The 17,872-nt window shown below is 64.4% G+C and carries 13 protein-coding genes; 2 read left to right on the top strand and 11 right to left on the bottom strand.

All coding sequences use genetic code 11. The annotated features are described in order from the left end of the window. Positions 1 to 118: 118 nt before the first annotated feature. Positions 119 to 685: a DUF805 domain-containing protein gene (locus tag FHS84_RS00875; RefSeq protein WP_166929323.1), complete on the top strand. Its 567-nt coding sequence runs from the start codon at positions 119 to 121 to the stop codon at positions 683 to 685. On the opposite strand, the gene trxA is transcribed toward FHS84_RS00875, so the two are convergent. Genes trxA through tsaE form a run of 6 tightly spaced genes read right to left on the bottom strand, consistent with a single transcriptional unit; the run spans position 682 to position 9,657 of the window. Beyond that, a complete protein-coding gene (gene trxA / locus FHS84_RS00870; RefSeq protein WP_166929321.1) occupies positions 682 to 1,005 on the bottom strand; it encodes a thioredoxin TrxA in 324 nt (107 codons plus the stop codon). The genes FHS84_RS00875 and trxA overlap by 4 nt on opposite strands. Positions 1,006 to 1,035: 30 nt before the next feature. Further along, positions 1,036 to 4,392 (bottom strand): double-strand break repair helicase AddA, encoded by a 3,357-nt coding sequence (addA, locus tag FHS84_RS00865; RefSeq protein WP_166929319.1) that lies wholly within the window; start codon positions 4,390 to 4,392, stop codon positions 1,036 to 1,038. Further along, a complete protein-coding gene (gene addB / locus FHS84_RS00860; RefSeq protein WP_166929317.1) occupies positions 4,389 to 7,319 on the bottom strand; it encodes a double-strand break repair protein AddB in 2,931 nt (976 codons plus the stop codon). The genes addA and addB overlap by 4 nt, the downstream gene beginning before the upstream one ends. Before the next feature lie 39 nt (positions 7,320 to 7,358). Next, the gene (locus FHS84_RS00855) at positions 7,359 to 8,084 is read right to left on the bottom strand and encodes a nucleotidyltransferase family protein (RefSeq protein ID WP_208393604.1); all 726 of its coding nucleotides are present in this window, start codon (positions 8,082 to 8,084) and stop codon (positions 7,359 to 7,361) included. Then, positions 8,081 to 9,187 carry a phosphotransferase gene (locus FHS84_RS00850; protein ID WP_166929315.1) on the bottom strand — a complete coding sequence of 369 codons (1,107 nt, stop codon included), beginning with the start codon at positions 9,185 to 9,187 and terminating at the stop codon, positions 8,081 to 8,083. Before FHS84_RS00850 ends, FHS84_RS00855 begins: the two co-directional genes overlap by 4 nt. A gap of 5 nt (positions 9,188 to 9,192) precedes the next feature. Beyond that, positions 9,193 to 9,657 carry a tRNA (adenosine(37)-N6)-threonylcarbamoyltransferase complex ATPase subunit type 1 TsaE gene (gene tsaE / locus FHS84_RS00845; RefSeq protein ID WP_166929313.1) on the bottom strand — a complete coding sequence of 155 codons (465 nt, stop codon included), beginning with the start codon at positions 9,655 to 9,657 and terminating at the stop codon, positions 9,193 to 9,195. Positions 9,658 to 9,750: 93 nt separating this feature from the next. Here tsaE and FHS84_RS00840 point away from each other — a divergent pair, with 93 nt between their 5' ends. Then, entirely contained in the window at positions 9,751 to 10,956 is a 1,206-nt protein-coding gene (locus tag FHS84_RS00840) for an NAD(P)/FAD-dependent oxidoreductase (protein ID WP_166929304.1), read from the top strand. A gap of 96 nt (positions 10,957 to 11,052) precedes the next feature. Here the strand turns inward: FHS84_RS00840 and FHS84_RS00835 are convergent, their stop codons facing one another. The 5 genes from FHS84_RS00835 to ahcY form a co-directional block, all read right to left on the bottom strand. Continuing rightward, positions 11,053 to 11,397: a PilZ domain-containing protein gene (locus FHS84_RS00835; RefSeq protein ID WP_166929302.1), complete on the bottom strand. Its 345-nt coding sequence runs from the start codon at positions 11,395 to 11,397 to the stop codon at positions 11,053 to 11,055. 327 nt (positions 11,398 to 11,724) lie between these two features. Next, complete coding sequence (locus FHS84_RS00830) at positions 11,725 to 14,130, bottom strand: PAS-domain containing protein (protein ID WP_166929300.1); 2,406 nt, start codon at positions 14,128 to 14,130, stop codon at positions 11,725 to 11,727. Positions 14,131 to 14,459: 329 nt separating this feature from the next. Then, complete coding sequence (locus FHS84_RS00825; RefSeq protein ID WP_166929298.1) at positions 14,460 to 15,266, bottom strand: GH12 family glycosyl hydrolase domain-containing protein; 807 nt, start codon at positions 15,264 to 15,266, stop codon at positions 14,460 to 14,462. A 244-nt stretch (positions 15,267 to 15,510) separates the two neighbouring features. Beyond that, a complete protein-coding gene (locus FHS84_RS00820; protein WP_166929296.1) occupies positions 15,511 to 16,074 on the bottom strand; it encodes an NADPH-dependent FMN reductase in 564 nt (187 codons plus the stop codon). Positions 16,075 to 16,307: 233 nt separating this feature from the next. Beyond that, the gene (gene ahcY / locus FHS84_RS00815) at positions 16,308 to 17,708 is read right to left on the bottom strand and encodes an adenosylhomocysteinase (RefSeq protein WP_166929294.1); all 1,401 of its coding nucleotides are present in this window, start codon (positions 17,706 to 17,708) and stop codon (positions 16,308 to 16,310) included. Positions 17,709 to 17,872: the final 164 nt, after the last annotated feature.

The raw sequence follows: 17,872 nt of genomic DNA, 5'->3' as shown, positions 1-17,872 counted from the left end.
CAAGACGCGGATCGCTCGCGCGATCCGTGCGCGGAATTTCGCTGCGGACAAGTCGCCGGCGGCATTGCTGGCGGCTTGTTCTTGCGCGATCCTCGCGGCGCCGCGAGGAGGCGGAGGTATGGGTGCGATCCGGTTCTTGTTCAGTCCGCACGGACGCATCGGCCGTCTCGGGATGTGGCTCTACGGGCTGATCTCGGTGTTCGTGCCGCTGGCCGAGGGCGTGGTGTTTCCGGAAGCGGACAACGCGACCGTGCTCGGCCGCGCCGCCTCGTTCGTCGTGTATTGGCCGGCCGCGAGCGCGCCGCTGTTTGCGTTCGCGGCGACGGCGCTCGATTTGGTGATGCTGTGGGTCGGGCTGTCGATCACCGTCAAGCGCCTGCACGATCGCGGCAAAGGCGCCGGCTGGCTGGTCCTGATGTGGCTCGCGCCCTACGTCGCCGAATATCTCGCGCTCTACCGCCTCGGCATGATTACCGGATCGACCAGCGCACCGCCGGCGCTTCCCGCCTGGCTGCTGATCGTCACGATGGTGCTGGGCATGATCGCGCTGTGGGCGTTCATCGAGCTGTATGTGCGCCGGGGCGAGCCCGGTACGAACCGCTTCGGGCCAAGCCCGTCTGCCGCGCGCCAGCCGGAAACACCGGTCGACGCGCGCGCCAACGCATCACAGTCGGTCGGAGACTAGATCGAGCTTTCGATCCATTCCTTGATCTTCGACTTGGGCAGGGCGCCGACTTTCGTGGCGGCAACTTGACCCTGCGAGAAGATCATCATGGTCGGAATGCCGCGCACGCCGTATTTCTGCGGCGTGGTGGGGTTCTCGTCGATGTTGATCTTGGCGAAGGTAACTTTGTCGCCGAGTTCCGCCGACAGCTCGTCCAGGGCCGGCGCGATCATGCGGCAAGGTCCGCACCATTCCGCCCAGAAGTCCACCAGAACCGGCTTGGCGGCGCTGAGCACATCGGACTGGAACGACGCATCGGTAACTTTGATCGGCGAAGACATACGCAATTCCTCGAAGAGAACCCGCTATATCTAGGTTTGCCCCCCCGCGGGGTCAAGGCGAGAACGGATACGCCTTGTTTCCGCTTCCAGAAGTTCGTCCGAAAGCGGCACAAGAACGGGGCCTTCCGTCCAGACAAGGGCACAGGCGATTCGTCGGCCTGGGAATATTCTTGCCGCCGCGGCACGATAGAGCGCCATCTGGGTTGCGTAGAGCCGCGGAACTTCGGACACGCGCATGCCGGTCTTGAAGTCGACGATGAGAACTTCGTCGTCCGTCACCGCGAGGCGGTCGACGCGGCCGTGAACGCGCGCCGCAGGTCCGATCTCGGGCAGGTCGGCGACCAGCGAGACTTCGGCGCGGCTCCCCGGTGCGAACGCTTTGGCGAACGCGGCATCGCCGATTACGGCGAGGGTTTGCGCGATCAGCCGCTCGGCTTCCGCCGCATCGACCTCGCGCGCGGCAAGAAAGCGTTTGGCCACGGCGGCCCGTTCGCCTTCCGCGATATCGGGCAGGCGCGCCAGCATGGCGTGCACCAGAAGTCCGCGCCGTTTGGGCGTTTCCCCGATCAGGGGCGAGCGTTTGGCCGGTTCGTCCATGCCTGCCGCGTCCGAGGGGCGGATCAGCCACGGCGCCGGGTGCTCGGCCTTTGCCGGTGTGGTCGCCCACAGCGGCAGCTCGGTGTCGGGTACCGCCGTCACCGCTTTGGCATCGACGCGGCAAAGCGCGGCCTCGCCGAACACGCGTGAGCCGTCTTCGCGCGCGATCCCCAGCGCCTCGGCGGCGCGTTCGGCCAGTGTGTGCCAGCTTCCCGGCTTGGTGCCTTTCTTGTTTTCGAAGCCGCAGATCACGAGCCGTTCCTTGGCTCTTGTCAGTGCAACATACAAAAGGCGGCGATATTCCTTCAGCACCGCTTCGTTGGCGGCGTCCTTGGCGGCCTTGACCGCATCCGGCGCGATGTCTTTCGCCACTGGGAACAGCACGGCATCGCCGGTATACAGCATCTGGCCGTTGGCGGTGGCGTCGTTGGGCAGGCGCGTGGTGTCGGGCAGGATGACGATGTCGGCCTCAAGGCCTTTGGCGCCGTGGACCGTCATCACGCGCACTTCATTGCGCCCGCGTTCCATGTCGCGTTTGACTTGGGCGCCGCCGCGCGCGACCCAGGTGAGGAACCCTTCGAGCGACGGCGTGTATTGGTTCTCGTATTGCAGCGCCAGCGCCAGGAACTCGTCGATGACGTCGTTGGCTTCCGTGCCGAGCCGCTTCAAGAGCTTCCTGCGTCCGGCGATCAGGGTATGAGCGAAGTACTCGAACGGCGGCATGAAGTCCGCACGCGCCCGCGCATCGCTCAGCAAGGCGTGAGCCCCGCCGAAGTCGCCGCTTCGGCTTGCGAGTTCGTCCCACAACGTGCCTTTGCGCGGCTGCGCCAGTTCGTACAGTTGCTCCTCGCTGAGGCCGATAAGTGGCGACCTCAGCAGGCAGGCGAGATTGAGATCGTCTTCGGGCAGTACGGCAAAGCGCCCAAGCGCGATCAGATCCATCACCGCAATCTGCTCGGTCAGCACGATGCGGTCGGCACCTGCGACCGGTACGCCGCGCTCCTTCAGCCGCCGGATGATCTCGCTGCCGAACGGCTCGCGCCGCGGCAACAGGATCATGATATCGCCCGGCGTGATCGCGTCGGTATGGCCGGGCAGGGCGGCGTGCGTCGTCAGCCAGCCTTTGATGCGGTCGGCGATTTGCTCGGCCAAACGCGCTACGGGACTGGTTTCGCGCGGCATATCGACGGGACGAAGGTCCCAAGGATCGCGCGCCGGGGCATCGTCCGGCGTCACCGGTGGCCAGAACTCGACGCAGCCCTTGAGATCGGTTTTGAGCGCATTGTGTATGACGGGAGCGCCCGAAGACGTCAGCCCATCGCGGGCCTCATCGCTGGCAAAGGTGGCGTCGACGAACTTCAGCACCTCAGGCGCCGAGCGCCAGGAATCCTGTAACGGCTGATACAGGAATTCGCGTTTGCCGTCTTCGGCGCGCTTGGCAAAGAACTGCCGGCGCACCTCGAACTGTTTCGGATCGGCACCTTGGAAGCTGAAGATCGACTGCTTCTCGTCGCCCACCGCAAACAGCGTGCGCTCGCCGCGTTCGGCGCCTTCGCCGGCGAAGAACTCCTCGGTCAGTTTCTGCACGATGTCCCATTGCAGACCGGACGTATCTTGCGCCTCGTCGATCAGCACATGGTCGATGCCGTTGTCGAGCTTGTACAGCACCCAAGCCGAGCCGTGCGCGTGCAAGAGGCCATGCGTCCGCACGATCAGATCGTCGTAGTCGAGCCGGTTGCGGGCGCGCTTCTCGGCGGCATAGACGTCGCGCACCGCGTGGATCACCGTCAGCGCCGCTTGGGCCAGATTGGCCGCCTTCACCGCGTTGATCCGCGCCTTGGCTGCAATCGCCCGCTCGCCTATTTCCGCCAGCCACTCGCCAAGCTCGGGACGCGCATCCAGCAGTTTCTTGGTCGCCAGCACTTTGCGCAGCGCGCCTTCGGCCGTCAGCAGCACGCCGCAGAGCCCGTCGAACTGCTCCAGGGCGCGCAGTTCCTTCGCCGCCGCCAGTGCCGCACTGCGATCCTGATCGCCCTTGGTGCCGGTGGCGAGCCAGGCAATCGCCGCCTTCAGGGTTTCTTCTTCGGCCTTAAGAGCCTTGCAGAAGTCACCGGTGATCATATCTAGGGAGTCGTCAGGCCCGGCGCCATGCGCGGCCTTGAGCAGGCTCCCCCAATCGTCGTCTCCCGCTTTGGCAAAAAACGCATCGAGCCTGCCGCGGTCGGCGCCGAGCGCACAGCGCAAAAGCTGGTCGAGTTTGTTGTCGCTGACATGGGTGACGAGATGGGCGATAGCAGCCTCAAGCTCGTCGTCGCCGGTTCCGGCCCGTTCGAACACGCGGGCGCGCGCCGCCGCCATCAGATCCGCGGCCGAGCGGTCGTCGAGCACATCGAACGCCGCGGGCACGCCCGCTTCGAGCGGAAAGCGCTTGAGCACGTATTGGCAGAAGGCGTGGAGGGTCTGGATCTTCAATCCGCCCGGCGTTTCGAGCGCCTTGGCGAACAGCCGCCGCGCTTCCTTCAACTGTTCTTTGCCGCCGGGATCGGCACCGACCTTGGTGATCTTCTCGGCGAGCGCGGAGTCCGACAGCATCGACCATTCGCCGAGTTGCGTGAACAGGCGTCCCGCCATTTCGGCCGCGGCCGCCTTGGTATAGGTGAGGCACAGAATGCGTTCCGGCGGCGCGCCCGCGAGCAACAGGCGGGTCACGCGATTGGCGAGCGTATAGGTCTTGCCGGCACCGGCATTGGCGGCAACCCAAGCGGAGACGCGCGGATCGGATGCGTTCATTCCCCGCTCCATCCGCTCATCGACCATTCGCGCACCCGCGCCAGATGGTCGAAATCGCCTTCGGTGTCGACATGCACCGGCGCCACGCGGGATTCGTATCCGGTGTCGGCGAGGTCGAACAGGGCCACGCGGCCTTTCAGCCGGTCGAGCGCGGCAGTGGTCAGTTCCACCGCATCGGCTTTGACGGCTTTCACTTTGCCGGGATCGGCGGCGCCGCTGATCTGGATGTAGGCGAATTCGGAGGGCGCCATCGCGGGCACCCCCGCAAAGCCGCCCGCTGTCAGGATCGCGCCTTCGAGCGGCAATTGCGGCGACAGCAGCACCTTCACCTGGTCGCCGCTCGGCGGCGTGCCGGTCTTGTAATCGATGATCGCCGCCCCCCCCGCTTTCAACCGGTCGATGCGGTCGGCAATGCCGTGAAGCTTGAACGTTCCTCCACCTGCCGGAAAATCGAGCGCGCCGCGGACTTCGAGGAAGCTCTCGGCGATCAGCGGCCGCCGCTCGGTTTCGAGATCGACGAACCATTGCGCCGCGCGCAGGAAGCGTGGCCGCCACACCGCCGTGATCGCGCGCGGCAGCGCCATTTCGTCGAACACCTCGTCGACAATCCCGGCGATTTTGTCCGCCGCATCGGAAGGCGTCTGGGCATGACGGCGTACGAAGCGTTCGAGCACGGCATGGAACGCCGAACCGCGTTCGAGATAACCGATATCGGCGTCCTGCGGATCGAGCGGGCGAAGGCGCAGGATTTTCTTGGCGTAGATCGTATAGGGATCGCGCACCCAGCGTTCGACATCGGTGACCGACATCTCGCGCGGGCGTACCGCGACCGGCGGTTTGGGATAAGGCGGCCGTTCCGGCTGCGGGGCGCCGGGATCGGCAAGGCGCGCGGCAATCGCGCTGTATTTGGGATCGAGCGCCAGTTTGTCGGTGATGCCGAGGCCGCGCGTCAGTTGCTGCAGGCGCTGGATCCAGCGCGACGCCACCATCGGCGTGCCTTCGGATTTCTGTGCCCGCGTCAGCACCACGCGCGGCGCGGCCGCCAGCGAGGCGAAGTCATGCGCCGATAAGCCGATGGCGCGTTCCGGCTGTTCGAGACCGAGCGTGGCGCGCATCGGTCGCGAGAACCAGGGATCGTCGGCTGCCGCCGCCGGCCACGAGCCTTCGTTCAAGCCGCCCAGGATCACGAGATCGAAGCTTTGCAGCCGCGCTTCCAGTGGTCCCAGGATGGCCAGCCGCGGATGCTTGCCGTAACTCGGCCGCACCGGCACTTCGTTCATCATCTCGCGCCACAGCGGCGCGTAGGAGCCCGTTTCGATATCGGGCAGATCGCCCGCCGCATCCGCCAGATCGCGGACGAAGTCGTTGGCGGCGGCGCCGTCGGAACCGGCCCACAATGTCGGCGCCAGCGTGTCCGCCGCCTCGATGTGCGCCTTCAGGATCGCATTGAGCGGTGTTTCTGCGCCGGACAAAGCCGTTTCGAACGGCTGTAGTGTCTCGACAACCTTGGCGAACCAGTGCTGCAACGCGGCCGGGGCTTCGCGCAGCGCCTTCAAGATACCGGAAAGACCCGCATCGGGGCGAGGGCCACGCAAAGCGATATCGAGCGCACGCGCCATCCGGCGGAATTCGGCCGCCTCCATGCCGAGCGTCGCCAGCGGATGCTTCAACAGAGCCAGCAGCGGAACCGGCGCGAAGCCTTCGTCGGCCGCTTCGGCCAGCAGGCACAGGAACGAACCGGCCGGTGTGCGGGGCAGGGAACGGCCCGCGGAGTCGTCAATGGCGATATCCCAACGCGACAGTTCCGCCGTCACGCGCCGCGCTAGGCCACGGTCACGGGTGACAAGCGCCGCGCGCCGCTCCGGCGTCTCCAAGGCTTCGCGCAGCATCAGGGCGATGATCGCCGCTTCTTCCGCCGGATCGGCGGCCTCGAACAGCGACAGCCCGTCGACCGCAGGCGGATCTAGGCTTTCGGCCAGTGCCCGCCAGGCGTCGGTGGTCGGTGCCGGACGCAACACTTCGCGCAACAGCCGTTCGCGTTCGGCGGCGGTGAGCACGTCGGTCCAGTCCTCGACCTCGTCGCGGCGCACGTCCATGTGCGTCAGGAGTTGCTTCAGCGAGAACTGCGGATGGTTCGGTTCCATCCGCTCCCAACTGTCGGCGTCGAGGTCCCGGTCGAGCCCTGGTAGCACCACGTATCCGTTGGGCAGGCGCGCGATAATGCTGAGAAGGTCGGCGGTAGCCGGAATGGAGCCGGTAGAGCCTGCGGCCACGATCGGCCGTTCCGGCGGGTTTGCTGCGAGACGCTTGGCCAGCGCACGCAATGCGCGATTGCGATGGTCTTCCGGATTGATCCTTTTTTCCGCGTCGAGCAGCGGCGGCCACGCCTTGTCGATAAGCGAGAGAAACTCCTTCACTTCGGCCCAATGCTCGGCCAGCGACGCCGGGGCGAGGTCGTCGAGTTTGCTTAAGTTGGCGCCTTGCCGCTCCACTTCGTCCATCACCGACGCCAGACTGCGCGATAGCGTTGCCGCTTGGCCGAAGGTCATGGTGCCCCCGTCGCGCGCGTGGCTCCAGCGCCGGATCAGGGCGGCAAGCAAGAGGCGTCGCCTGAGCGGCGCGATGGCGGGCGGCAGGTCCAGCGCTTCGGCGCCGGTGTCCAGCAGCAGTTCGTCCTCGTCGACATCGCCGAGCGGACGGAATTCGGGCAGCAGGACGGCGCCGCCGGCTTCGCGGGCGAATATCTCGGCGATGCTGCGGGCGGCGCGCCGCGTCGGCAGGTAGATGGTGACGTCGGCAAGCGCCACGGCGTCCGTGCCGATGCGCTGTAGCAGTCCTCGCGCCAGAGCGGCGGAGAACGGCACACTCGCCGGGATGGTGAAGACCTTGGCGCGGCCGCGCGGGATTAAAGTCGTGTCGCGCTTCATTGTCCGAAAACCGCTTCGCCCTCGTCAGGCATGCGCTTCTTAGGCGGCAGGAGCAAGTTCTCTCAGGTATTCTTCGGCGTCGGCCACGGCCTGCGGGGTACCGACATGAATCCAGATGCCTTCGAGCCGGATGCCGAACAGGCGCTCTTTTTCGATGGCGCGATCCCACATCACGTTGGTGGAGAACCCGCCCTCGGGCGGATTGTCGAACAGGCGCGGATGGACGATCTGCACGCCGGGGAAGGCGAAGGGCGACACGCGGCCGGGCGGAACGCGGCTCAGATGGCCCATGGAATCCATCAGGAAGTCGCCGACGCCTTCATAGCCCTTGGAATGGATCAGTGGCACGACCAGAAGCAGCGCATCCATGGTCTCCGGGTCCCAGCGCTTCTTCATCTGTTCAAGCGCCGAACCGTACCCTTCGACCCAGATGGTATCCGAGTTGTGGATGAAGAACGGCTCGTCGCCGAAATAGTGCAACGCCCTGGCGACGCCGCCGCCGGTGCCCAACAGGCCGTCGCTCTCGTCGGAATAGATGATCTCGACATCCTTGCGGTGGGCAAGGTGCTCTTTGATCATCTCGGCCTTGTAGTGCAGGTTGACGACGAAGGTGTTGACGCCGGCCGCAACCAGCCGGTCGATGGCGTGATCGATCAGCGCCTTGCCGGCGACTTCGACCAGCGGTTTCGGGCGCGTGTCGGTCAACGGCCGCATGCGGGTGCCTAGTCCCGCAGCCATGATCATCGCACGCGTCGGTAAACTCATCTCTTGCTCCCTATGTTCGGGACGCCACGCGCCGCGAACGGTATGACCCGATCATACCATGATTTGAGCCCCGACAAGGCCGGATGCGCAAGATCATTATTCAGATACGACCATACTCTGGGCAGAAGGTCGAGATAGCGGGCCTTGCCGTCGCGACGGAACAGGCGCGCAAAGATGCCGACGATCTTGGTGTTGCGCTGGGCGGCATAGAGGGCCATCTCCAGTGCGAACGCCGCTTCGTAGACCGGGGTGCCTTGGTCCCGCATTTTGTTAAGGTAATGCGACAGGGTGAGCCGCCCGGTCTCGGGGGAAACGTCGCGGCGGGCGTCCTCTACCAGCGAGATCATGTCGTAGGCGGGCGAACCGGCGACGCCGTCCTGGAAATCGATCAGGCCCACCCGTGCGGCGCCCGTTCGGCCCGGCATCCACATCAGGTTCTGGGCATGGTAGTCGCGGTGCACGAACACGGGGCGGGTGTGGAGCACCGGCGCCAGGGCTTCCCGCCATAAGCCGTGGAATTCGGAGACTTCGTCTGCCGTTGCGGTACGGCCGAGGCCGACTGGGAAGAACCACTCGGTAAGCAGATCCACCTCCGCCATCAGCGCCGTTTCGTCGTAGGCGTGGAGCGGCTTGTCGGGCGGCAGGACGGCGGGAGCGGTTTCGGCGTGGATCGTGGCGAGCACCTCGGCGGCGCCTTTGTAGAGCTGGCGCTCGGAAACACCTTTGGCCAGGGAGTCCGTAAACAGATCGGCGCCGAGATCTTCCATCAGCACATAGCCGTTGGGGGCATCCGCTGCGTAGATCTCCGGTGCGCTGAGGCCGAGACCGTGCAGGTAGTTGGAGGCCGCCACGAAGCGGCCGCAGTCGGCTCCGGCGAGACGTGCGACGGCGTTGTAGCCGAGCGCCTTGCGCTCTTCCGGCGTGGCATTGGCGGGTGCGGTCGGGGCTTCGGCGCCTTGCGGCTGATCCATCAGAAGCGCGGTCTGATCGCCCCGGCGCAAGCGGATGTAACGGCGGGTGGAGGCATCGCCGGTGAGCGGGAAACGTTCGGCGTCGGCCCAGCCGGCGTCGCGCAAAAAGCCTTCAAAGGAACGATCGGACACGGACATTACCCCCGGAAAACGGACGCCCAGCGCGCCGGTCCGGTGAGTTCGGCACGGCGATACTGAGCATCCGGCATGGTCAACGAAACGATAAGAGCATCCTCGGGCAGAAGCCCGCCGGCGCGATCGGGCCACTCGACCAGAACGGCGCCTTGTTCGAGCGCCTCATCGAGACCCAGCTCCGCGAGTTCGCGCGGGTCTTCGAGGCGATAAAGATCGTAATGGTGGACGACGAGACGCGGCGCCTCGTAGACCTGAACCAGCGTAAAGGTCGGGCTCGGCATCGGGCCGGAGAGACCCAGGGCGGTGAGGATGCCGCGTGCCAGGGCCGTCTTGCCGGCGCCGAGATCGCCCGCCAGCGCCACCAGGTCGCCGGCCTGCAAGCCGGAGGCGATCTTTGCCCCCAAGGCGGCGGTGGCAGCCAGATCGGGCAGGTCGAAGCGGGCGGTAAAGGGCGAATCCTGGGTCATTTCCAAGGCTTTTAGCCCGGCGGCGCGGGCGCCTCAACGAGACCAATTCCAGAAAGATTGCAGGGGCAGGGCCGGGCGTGGTACCCGGCCGCCATGAGCCAGATCGTTATCATTGGAGCAGGACAGGCGGGCGCCCAGGCGGTGGCCAGCCTCCGGAGCGAAGGTTTCACCGGTTCCATCGTCATGGTGGGGGACGAGGCGTTCGTGCCGTATCAGCGTCCGCCGCTGTCGAAGGCCTATCTCATGGGCACGTTTGCGCGGGAGCGGCTGTTCCTCAAGCCGGAGCATGCTTACGCCGAAGCCGGGTGCGAGCTGATCCTGAACGCCAGCGCCAAGGCGATCGACCGCGCCGCCAAGACGGTCACGTCAAGCGACGGGCGCGAGTTCTCTTACGACCAGCTTTTGATCGCGACGGGGACGCGCATCCGGCCGATCAAGTGCGCGGGCGCCGAGCTCAAGGGCATTCACTATCTGCGCAGTATCGCCGATGTCGATGCGTTGCAGCCGGAGATCGTCAAGGGCAGGAAGCTTGCGGTGATCGGCGGCGGCTTCATCGGCCTCGAAGTGGCGGCGGTGGCGGCCAAGCACGGGCTGGAAGTGACCGTGTTCGAAGCCTTGGAGCGCGTCATGGCGCGCGCCGTTTCGAAGACCGTTTCGGATTTCTTCGAAGGGGCGCATCGCGCCGCGGGCGTGACCATCGTGACCAATACCGGCGTCGAAGGGTTCGACGGCGAAGATGCGGTGACGGCGGTGCGTGCGGGCGGCAAGTCGTATCCGGCCGATGTCGTTCTGGTGGGTATTGGCGTGCTGCCGAATGTGGAGATTGCCGCCGAAGCTGGGATCGAATGCAAGAACGGCATCGTTGTCGACAAGAACGCCCGCACCTCCGATCCGAACGTGTATGCGGCGGGCGACTGCACCTGGCATGAAGGTCGTGACGGCAATTGGCTCAGGCTCGAAAGCGTGCAGAACGCCATCGACCAGGCAAAGATCGCGGCGGCGGCAATCGCGGGCAAGCCGCGCGACTATAACGAAGTGCCGTGGTTCTGGTCGGACCAGTTCGATCTCAAGCTTCAGATCGCCGGACTGACGCGCCCGGACGATGTCCAGGTCGTGCGCGGCGATCCCGTGGCCCGCAAGTTCGCGGTGTTTCATTTGCGCGACGGCGCGGTGGCGGCGGTGGAAGCGGTGAACATGGCGCCGGAATATCTCGTCGGCCGCAAACTGATTGCCGAAGGCACAAAAGTCTCCGCCGAACGGCTCGGCGATATGTCGGTGGCGATCAAGAACGTGGTGTGACGGAGCGTTGTCGCGCTCACAACGGTGTCTGCACCACACCCCTAAATGTGCCGAGTGCGTTAGCCGTCGGTTGTTGGCTGATCGTACGGCCGCCATTTACCGGCAGGCGCAGTCGAGCCAGTGCTTGCGCAGATAGCCGAGATGTTCGGGCATGTTGCTGCTCAAGGGGTAGGTGTGCACGAAGCGCAGGCCCGCCCGGCCATCGCGCTGCCACACCACCGTGAAATCGTGCGCAGTGCGGTCGCGCACGTTGATCAAGCGGGCGTTGTCCGGAATCGTGCGACCTTGTCCGATACGGATTTGTGCGCCCGATGCCGATGTGTCGAGAATGGTGCAGTCGATGTAGGTGGCGCCGTCAGCGGCCACCAATCGTCCACTCGCCAACTGGCGACGGCGAGCTTCGCGGCGCGCTTCTTGTTTCTTATCCGGCTTTCCGATCATTCCATTGCCGACCTTTTCGGGCCGGCCCAGCGTTATGTCCGCCACAAAAGGTGCGGCTCCAGGACTTCTATTGTCGTATGTCCTGAAGCGTATGCCTACGCGTCAAAAGCAACGGTTTTGCGCAATCGAGCATGTTGGCGGTGGATTTCGCCTCGCCATGATCGCGAGGGTTGTAGGTCTCGCGATATACGTGTGTCGGTCGGATAATCCGTGATCCTTTGCTTCTCTACCGGAGGTGCGCCTTCGATGGTGCATGTACACCCGAGAAGAAGCGGAGGGCAGAAAGGACGTGTACGGATGGAGTTCCGCCGGCGGGAGCGGAAAGGCTCACACCATCTCCCGCTCGCGCTCGGAGAGCGGTGGGGGAGTGTCGTGGATGCGGCGGGGGAAGTGGCAGCGGACGAGGGTGCCGACGGCTTCCTTGCCCTTCCTGCCGTTGCCGCTGTCGATTTCGACCCAGCCGTCGTGCAGTTCGACGAAGCGATTGACGAGCGCGAGGCCGAGACCCGCACCGCCGCGCTGACCGGCGGTCGATTTCGCCGAGAAGCTTTCGAACGCGCGGGCGCGCATTTCCGGGTCCATGCCGGGGCCGTCGTCCTTGACCCAGAGCTGCACGTCTTCGCCGTCGATGCGGCCGCCGAGGATGATGGTGCCGCCCTTGGGCGTGAACTTGAAGGCGTTGGAGAGAAGGTTGAACGCGACCTGCCGCACGCGACGCGCATCGGCGAGGAAAAAGCCGGCGTCTTCGCTGCAGTCGATCTTGAGGTTAAGGCCGACTTTGCCGCCCCATTCGTGGGCGTGCGAGGCCACTTCGCTCAGCATCGGATAGAGGTCGACGCGTTCGAGTTCGAGGCGCAGGCCGCCGGATTCGATCATCGCGAGATCGAGAATGTCGCTGACCAGGCTCGTGAGGGTGGAGGACGCCTGCATGATGTCCTTCACATAGCCGGTCTGGCGCAGATTGAGCGGCCCGAACTCTTCCGACGCGAGCAGTTGCGCGAACCCGGCGATGGTGGTGATCGGCGTGCGCAGCTCGTAGGAAACGTGTTTGATGAATTCCGATTTCAGCCGGTCGGCGGCTTCGAACGCCTCGGCGCGTTCGCGCAGGACATGCTCGATGCGATAGCGGTCGGTGACATCGGAGAAGGTGGCGAGCGTCGCGCCGTCCGGCAGCGGTGACAGGCCGAGTGTCAGGATGGAGCGGTCGTTGCGCTCGATTTCGCCCATGCGGCGGTCGGTTTCGGCACCGGCGACGATGGCCTGGATGAGGCGTTCCCACAGCGGCAGCTCGCCCCACTTTTCGGCGCAGGCCGTCGCGATGGCGCGCACATGCGGTTCGCCGTCGAGATCCTTGTCGGTGAGGCTCCACAGCTTGGCGAAAGCGGCGTTGTGCAGCTTGAGGCGGCCGTCGGGCCCGAACACCGCCACGCCTTCCTGCAGCGTGTTGAGGGTGGCCGACTGCACCTGGATCAGCGTCTTGTACGAGGAGGCGAGCGACAGCTTCTCGGTCACGTCCTCATAGAGGAAGGTGAGGCCGCCGAACGGATGCGGCTGGGCGACGACGCGCAAGGTCTTGCCGCCCGGAATATGCCAGAGGTCCTCGGACGGATAATCGCGCGCGGTCTGATAAAGCTCGAGGCGCTCGCGTTTCCAGCCGTGGTAATCGCGCTGCTCGGGGAGTTTGCGCTCCTCGCGCAGCCGGTCGAGGATTTCGGCATCGGTCGGACCGCGGCTGAGCCACTTCTCCGCCAGGCCCCACAGCGAAAGATAGGCGCGATTGTAAAATGTCAGCTTCTGGTCGGGCCCGAAGATCGCCACCGCCGTGGCCAGCTTATCGAGCGTATCGGTGTGGGCGTCGATATGCTGCTTCAGCTTGGCTTCGCTCGCCGCCACGTCGGTGACGTCGGTGGCGGTGCCGACGATGCCGTTGTCGGTCGGAATCTCGGTGATCTGAAGCGCGCGGCGCTGGCCGGCAATCACGGCATAGCGCTTGGCTTCCATCGGTTCGCCCTGGGCGCGCGCCGTGGCGGCGAGATCGCGTTCGGTCTTTTCCAGGGTGTTCTGCGAACGCGCGGCGGATTCGAGATCGGGCGCGCCGGTGGTTTCGAGGAAGGCGCGATTGCCCCAAACCAGCGACAGCGTCTTGTCGCGCAGCCATACCGGCACGGGCAGCGAATTCAAGACGCCGCGAAAATCGAGTGATTGCGCTTCCGGCGCCGGCTCGATCCATACCGCAGCCAAGCCGCCGACTGCGCGTCCGCGCAAGGTCACCGTGCGGCCCGTCGCATCGCGCGCCGGCATCGAGAAGGGAACGCCGTGGGCGGAAAGCTCGTCGAGCGCCTTCGACAGGGCAGGCGCATCGGTGCCCCTCAAACAGGAATCGAGTTGGGCTTCGGCGCCGCCATACGACATCGGACCTTCGCTGTCGCGGCCCCAAACGATCAAGGCATCGCGGCAGACATCGAGCAATGCATCGCGTTCGCCCACCGCCGCGCGCTGGCGCGCGCCCGCGCTCTTCAATTGCCGCTTCAGTTTGATCGAGTGTTTCTGCTCCACCAGCGCCCACATGCCGGCGGCAACGGCGAGAACGACCGCGCCCGCTGTGACGGCTGTAAGGATGACGCCTGTTTCATCAAGGGGCAGGGCAAAGGGTAACGCCGAGTCTCCAGCCGCAGCCGGACCCGTCGCCATCACGGCCGAAGCCGCTACCGAGAGGAGAAGTCTCCCGCGCATTACCCATGTTTCCGGTGTTATTTTATGTCCCATGCGGGACTGTCCCGGCTACCACCTGACGACGCCCCATGCGCCGAATCAGTGTGGAATCAACATGATAAGGGCATTAACCCTCTGCGCAACACCTGGTGGTTAAAAAAGTGTAAACGCGCAGATGTAGGTCACGCCCCTATCGTCAGGGTCAGTTCCCAAATCCTGAGTCAAAACAGACGCCTAAAACGTCAGGCTACGGAAAGAAGACCCGTGGAAAAAATTCTGACGGGGGTCCCTTAAGGAGTTCTTTACGTAACCAAGTCACGTCGCGGGTGTGATTCTCGGTCGCCGTAGACCTACTTACGCGGTCCGGGAAAGCTGACCTCCAGGCTGCGGATGACGGCTTTGCCGGAACCGTCGGTGACCTCGTTTCCCAACTCGAAGCTGGTGAGATAATGGCCGCGGACCAGGATCTGTCGCTTCATCAGGTCGTCGAGGAACGGCGCGAAGTCGAGGGTGCCGCTGAGCACCGGTTTGCGCGCCACGTACTGCACCAGCGGCCACGTGAAGGGATCGGGGCCGGTGACCATGCCCTGGTCCTTCTTCAGATAGAGATCGAAGGTCGTACCGGCGGCATCCACGGTGCCGATCTTCTCGCCGGTCGGTTGCTGGCCGGCCGCCACGTTCCACACCATGATTTCAAGACTGATGGTCTTCTGTACGGCCGGCAGCTTCGATACCGCCCAGAATGAAAACGCCATGTTGTGAACGCCGGTTGCTTCCAGGTCGATATCGAAGCGGACGACGGGAGCCGTCTCGCCGGCGCGGAACGGGAAGTCCTTGCGCCAGCTCAGGGGCGCATCCCATGGCTTGTCGCCGCAAATGATCTCCGGCATCGCGAGGACGATCGCGCTCTTGCCCGGATTGTTCCAGCGCCAGCCGGGAACGGCGCGGCCGTCCTTGGTGCCGTAGAATACAGCCTGACTGTAACCGGGCGGTGTCGCCTTGCGGTCCCAGACATGATTGGCAAGTACGCATCCGGTGCCGGGAACGGCGAGCCGGGCGCCGTCTTCCGTCGCTTCCACCGGTGGTGTCGCGGCCTGAGCGGCCGAAGCAAAACACAACGCCGCTGCAGCGCGCAGGAATTGTTTCGATATCGCCATGGTGATTTCCCCCGATTCAGAAACGTCACCCTAAAGCAATGGCCGCGATTGCAAGACCGCGGCCATCATCACTTCTTGGTGTGCCTCAATGGCTGTTTTCTGTCTGGAAGAGGCCGATCAATCTCAACATGGTGGTCTACAACCCGGCCTCCGCGGCGGACGCGGAGAGGATCAAGGCGGTATTGTGAGGCCGCGCCGCCCTGCAGGATAAGGAGGCGCGGAAGGCAATACGGAGAAGAGGCGTTTAGCGGCTGCCGTTGGCCGCGATCCACGCGGCGAATTTGGTCATAACGAGTTCGAGGAATTTGCGGGTGGCATCGTTGTTCACGGTTCCATCGGAGCCGAGCAACTTGTCGGCATTGCCGATATACGCTTCCGGCTGGGCCATGACAGGCACGTTCACGACACTCAGAATCTGGCGCAGATGCTGGGCCGCGCCATAACCACCCATGCCTCCCGGCGATACCGATACGACGAGGCCCGGCTTTCCGTTCCAAGCGCCTTGGCCATAGGGACGCGAAGCAACGTCGAGCGCGTTCTTGAGCGCCGCAGGGATCGAGCGATTGTATTCCGGCGTGACGAACAGGACGGCGTCGGCGTCCTTGATCTGCCGGCGCAGATGCTGCCAGGACTTCGGTGCGGTTTCGTTATCCGCGTCGGGATCGTAATAGGGCAGGTTGCCGATCTCGACGGTTGTGAAACTCAGCGATGGCGGCGCTAGGCGCGCCAATTCGGCGGCATATTTCCGGCTCAGCGAATCCTTGCGCAGGCTGCCGACGAATACGGCGACTTTGAACGACTCTGACATGGCATATCCTCAAACTGGCTCGCCGATCGGTTCGATGCGGCGTGAATACTGCGCTGTTGAGATACGCGTGCATGGAGCTATAAGAAATGGAAACTATGTAAACTCATTGTTTCCAAAACTTCAAATCTTAGAATTCCCTCCTCGCGAGACGGAGATCGGATGCTCATGAAAACGAAAACGCCTCCCCCTCGTGAGAAGGGGAGGCGTTGCCGGTTTCAGGAGAATGAAACCGCTTAGTACCGGTAGGTTTCCGCCTTAAACGGGCCCAGCTCGGCGACGCCGATATAGGCGGCCTGCTTGGGGGTGAGCTTGGTCATATGGGCGCCGACCTTGGCGAGATGGAGCTGGGCGACCTTCTCGTCGAGGGTCTTGGGCAGCACATAAACCTTCTTCTCGTACTTGCCCTGATTGCAGAACAGTTCGATCTGCGCGAGCGACTGGTTGGTGAAGCTGGCGCTCATCACGAAGCTGGGGTGGCCGGTGGCGCAGCCCAGGTTCACCAGCCGGCCCTCGGCCAGCAGGATGATGCGGTGACCGTCGGCGAACTCGATCTCGTCGACCTGCGGCTTGATGTTGTTCCATTTGAGATTGCGCAGGGACGAAACCTGGATCTCGGAATCGAAGTGACCGATGTTGCAGACGATGGCGCGATCTTTCATCGCCCGCATGTGGTCGATGGTGATGATGTCGACGTTGCCGGTGCAGGTGACGAAGATGTCGGCCTTCGGCGCGGCGTCTTCCATGGTGACGACTTCATAGCCTTCCATCGCCGCCTGCAGGGCGCAGATCGGATCGACTTCCGACACCATCACACGGCAGCCGGCCTGGCGCAGCGACGCCGCCGAGCCCTTGCCGACATCGCCGAAGCCGCACACCATCGCGACCTTGCCCGACATCATGACGTCGGTGGCGCGGCGGATGCCGTCGACCAGCGATTCACGGCAGCCGTACAGATTGTCGAACTTCGACTTGGTGACGCTGTCGTTGACGTTGATCGCCGGGAACAGCAGCGTGCCGTCCTTTTCCATCTGATAGAGACGATGGACGCCGGTGGTGGTCTCTTCGGTGACGCCCTTAATGTTCTTGGCGATGTTGGTGTAGAAGCCCGGCTTGGACGCGAGGCGCTTCTTGATCGACGCGAACAGGACTTCGGCTTCTTCGCTGTCGGGATGATCGAGGAACGCAGTGTCGCCGGCTTCGGCGCGCACGCCCAGATGGACGAGCAGGGTGGCATCGCCGCCGTCGTCGAGGATCATGTTCGGCGTGCCGCCGTCCGACCATTCGAAAATGCGGTGAGTGTATTCCCAATAATCGGTCAGGCTCTCGCCCTTGACCGCGAACACCGGGATGCCGGCGGCGGCGATCGCGGCGGCGGCGTGATCCTGGGTCGAATAGATGTTGCACGAGGCCCAGCGGATGTCGGCGCCGAGCGCCTTCAGGGTCTCGATCAGTGCCGCCGTCTGGATCGTCATATGCAGCGAGCCGGCGATGCGGGCGCCCTTGAGCGGCTGCTTGGGGCCGTATTCGGCGCGCGTGGCCATCAGGCCCGGCATTTCGGTCTCGGCGATGGCCAATTCCTTGCGGCCCCAATCGGCGAGGGCGATGTCCTTGATGACGTATTCCGTTGCAGCCATGGCGGCGGGTCCTTTCCAATTCCGGGGCCGTCTTTACCAGCGCCCTCAGGGCCGGGCAAGAAGCATATAAAGAAATATGCATATGTGTATTTTCCCCGATTTCTCCAAAACCGGCGGTTTGGGAAACGTGTACAAGTGCGACGCAATCGCATAAGCGTCAGGCG

It is taken from the genome of Rhizomicrobium electricum, assembly GCF_011762045.1.
Taxonomy (GTDB): domain Bacteria; phylum Pseudomonadota; class Alphaproteobacteria; order Micropepsales; family Micropepsaceae; genus Rhizomicrobium; species Rhizomicrobium electricum.
The sequence above is the reverse complement of the archived record's forward strand: the minus strand, read 5'-3'. Positions and strand labels throughout refer to the sequence as shown.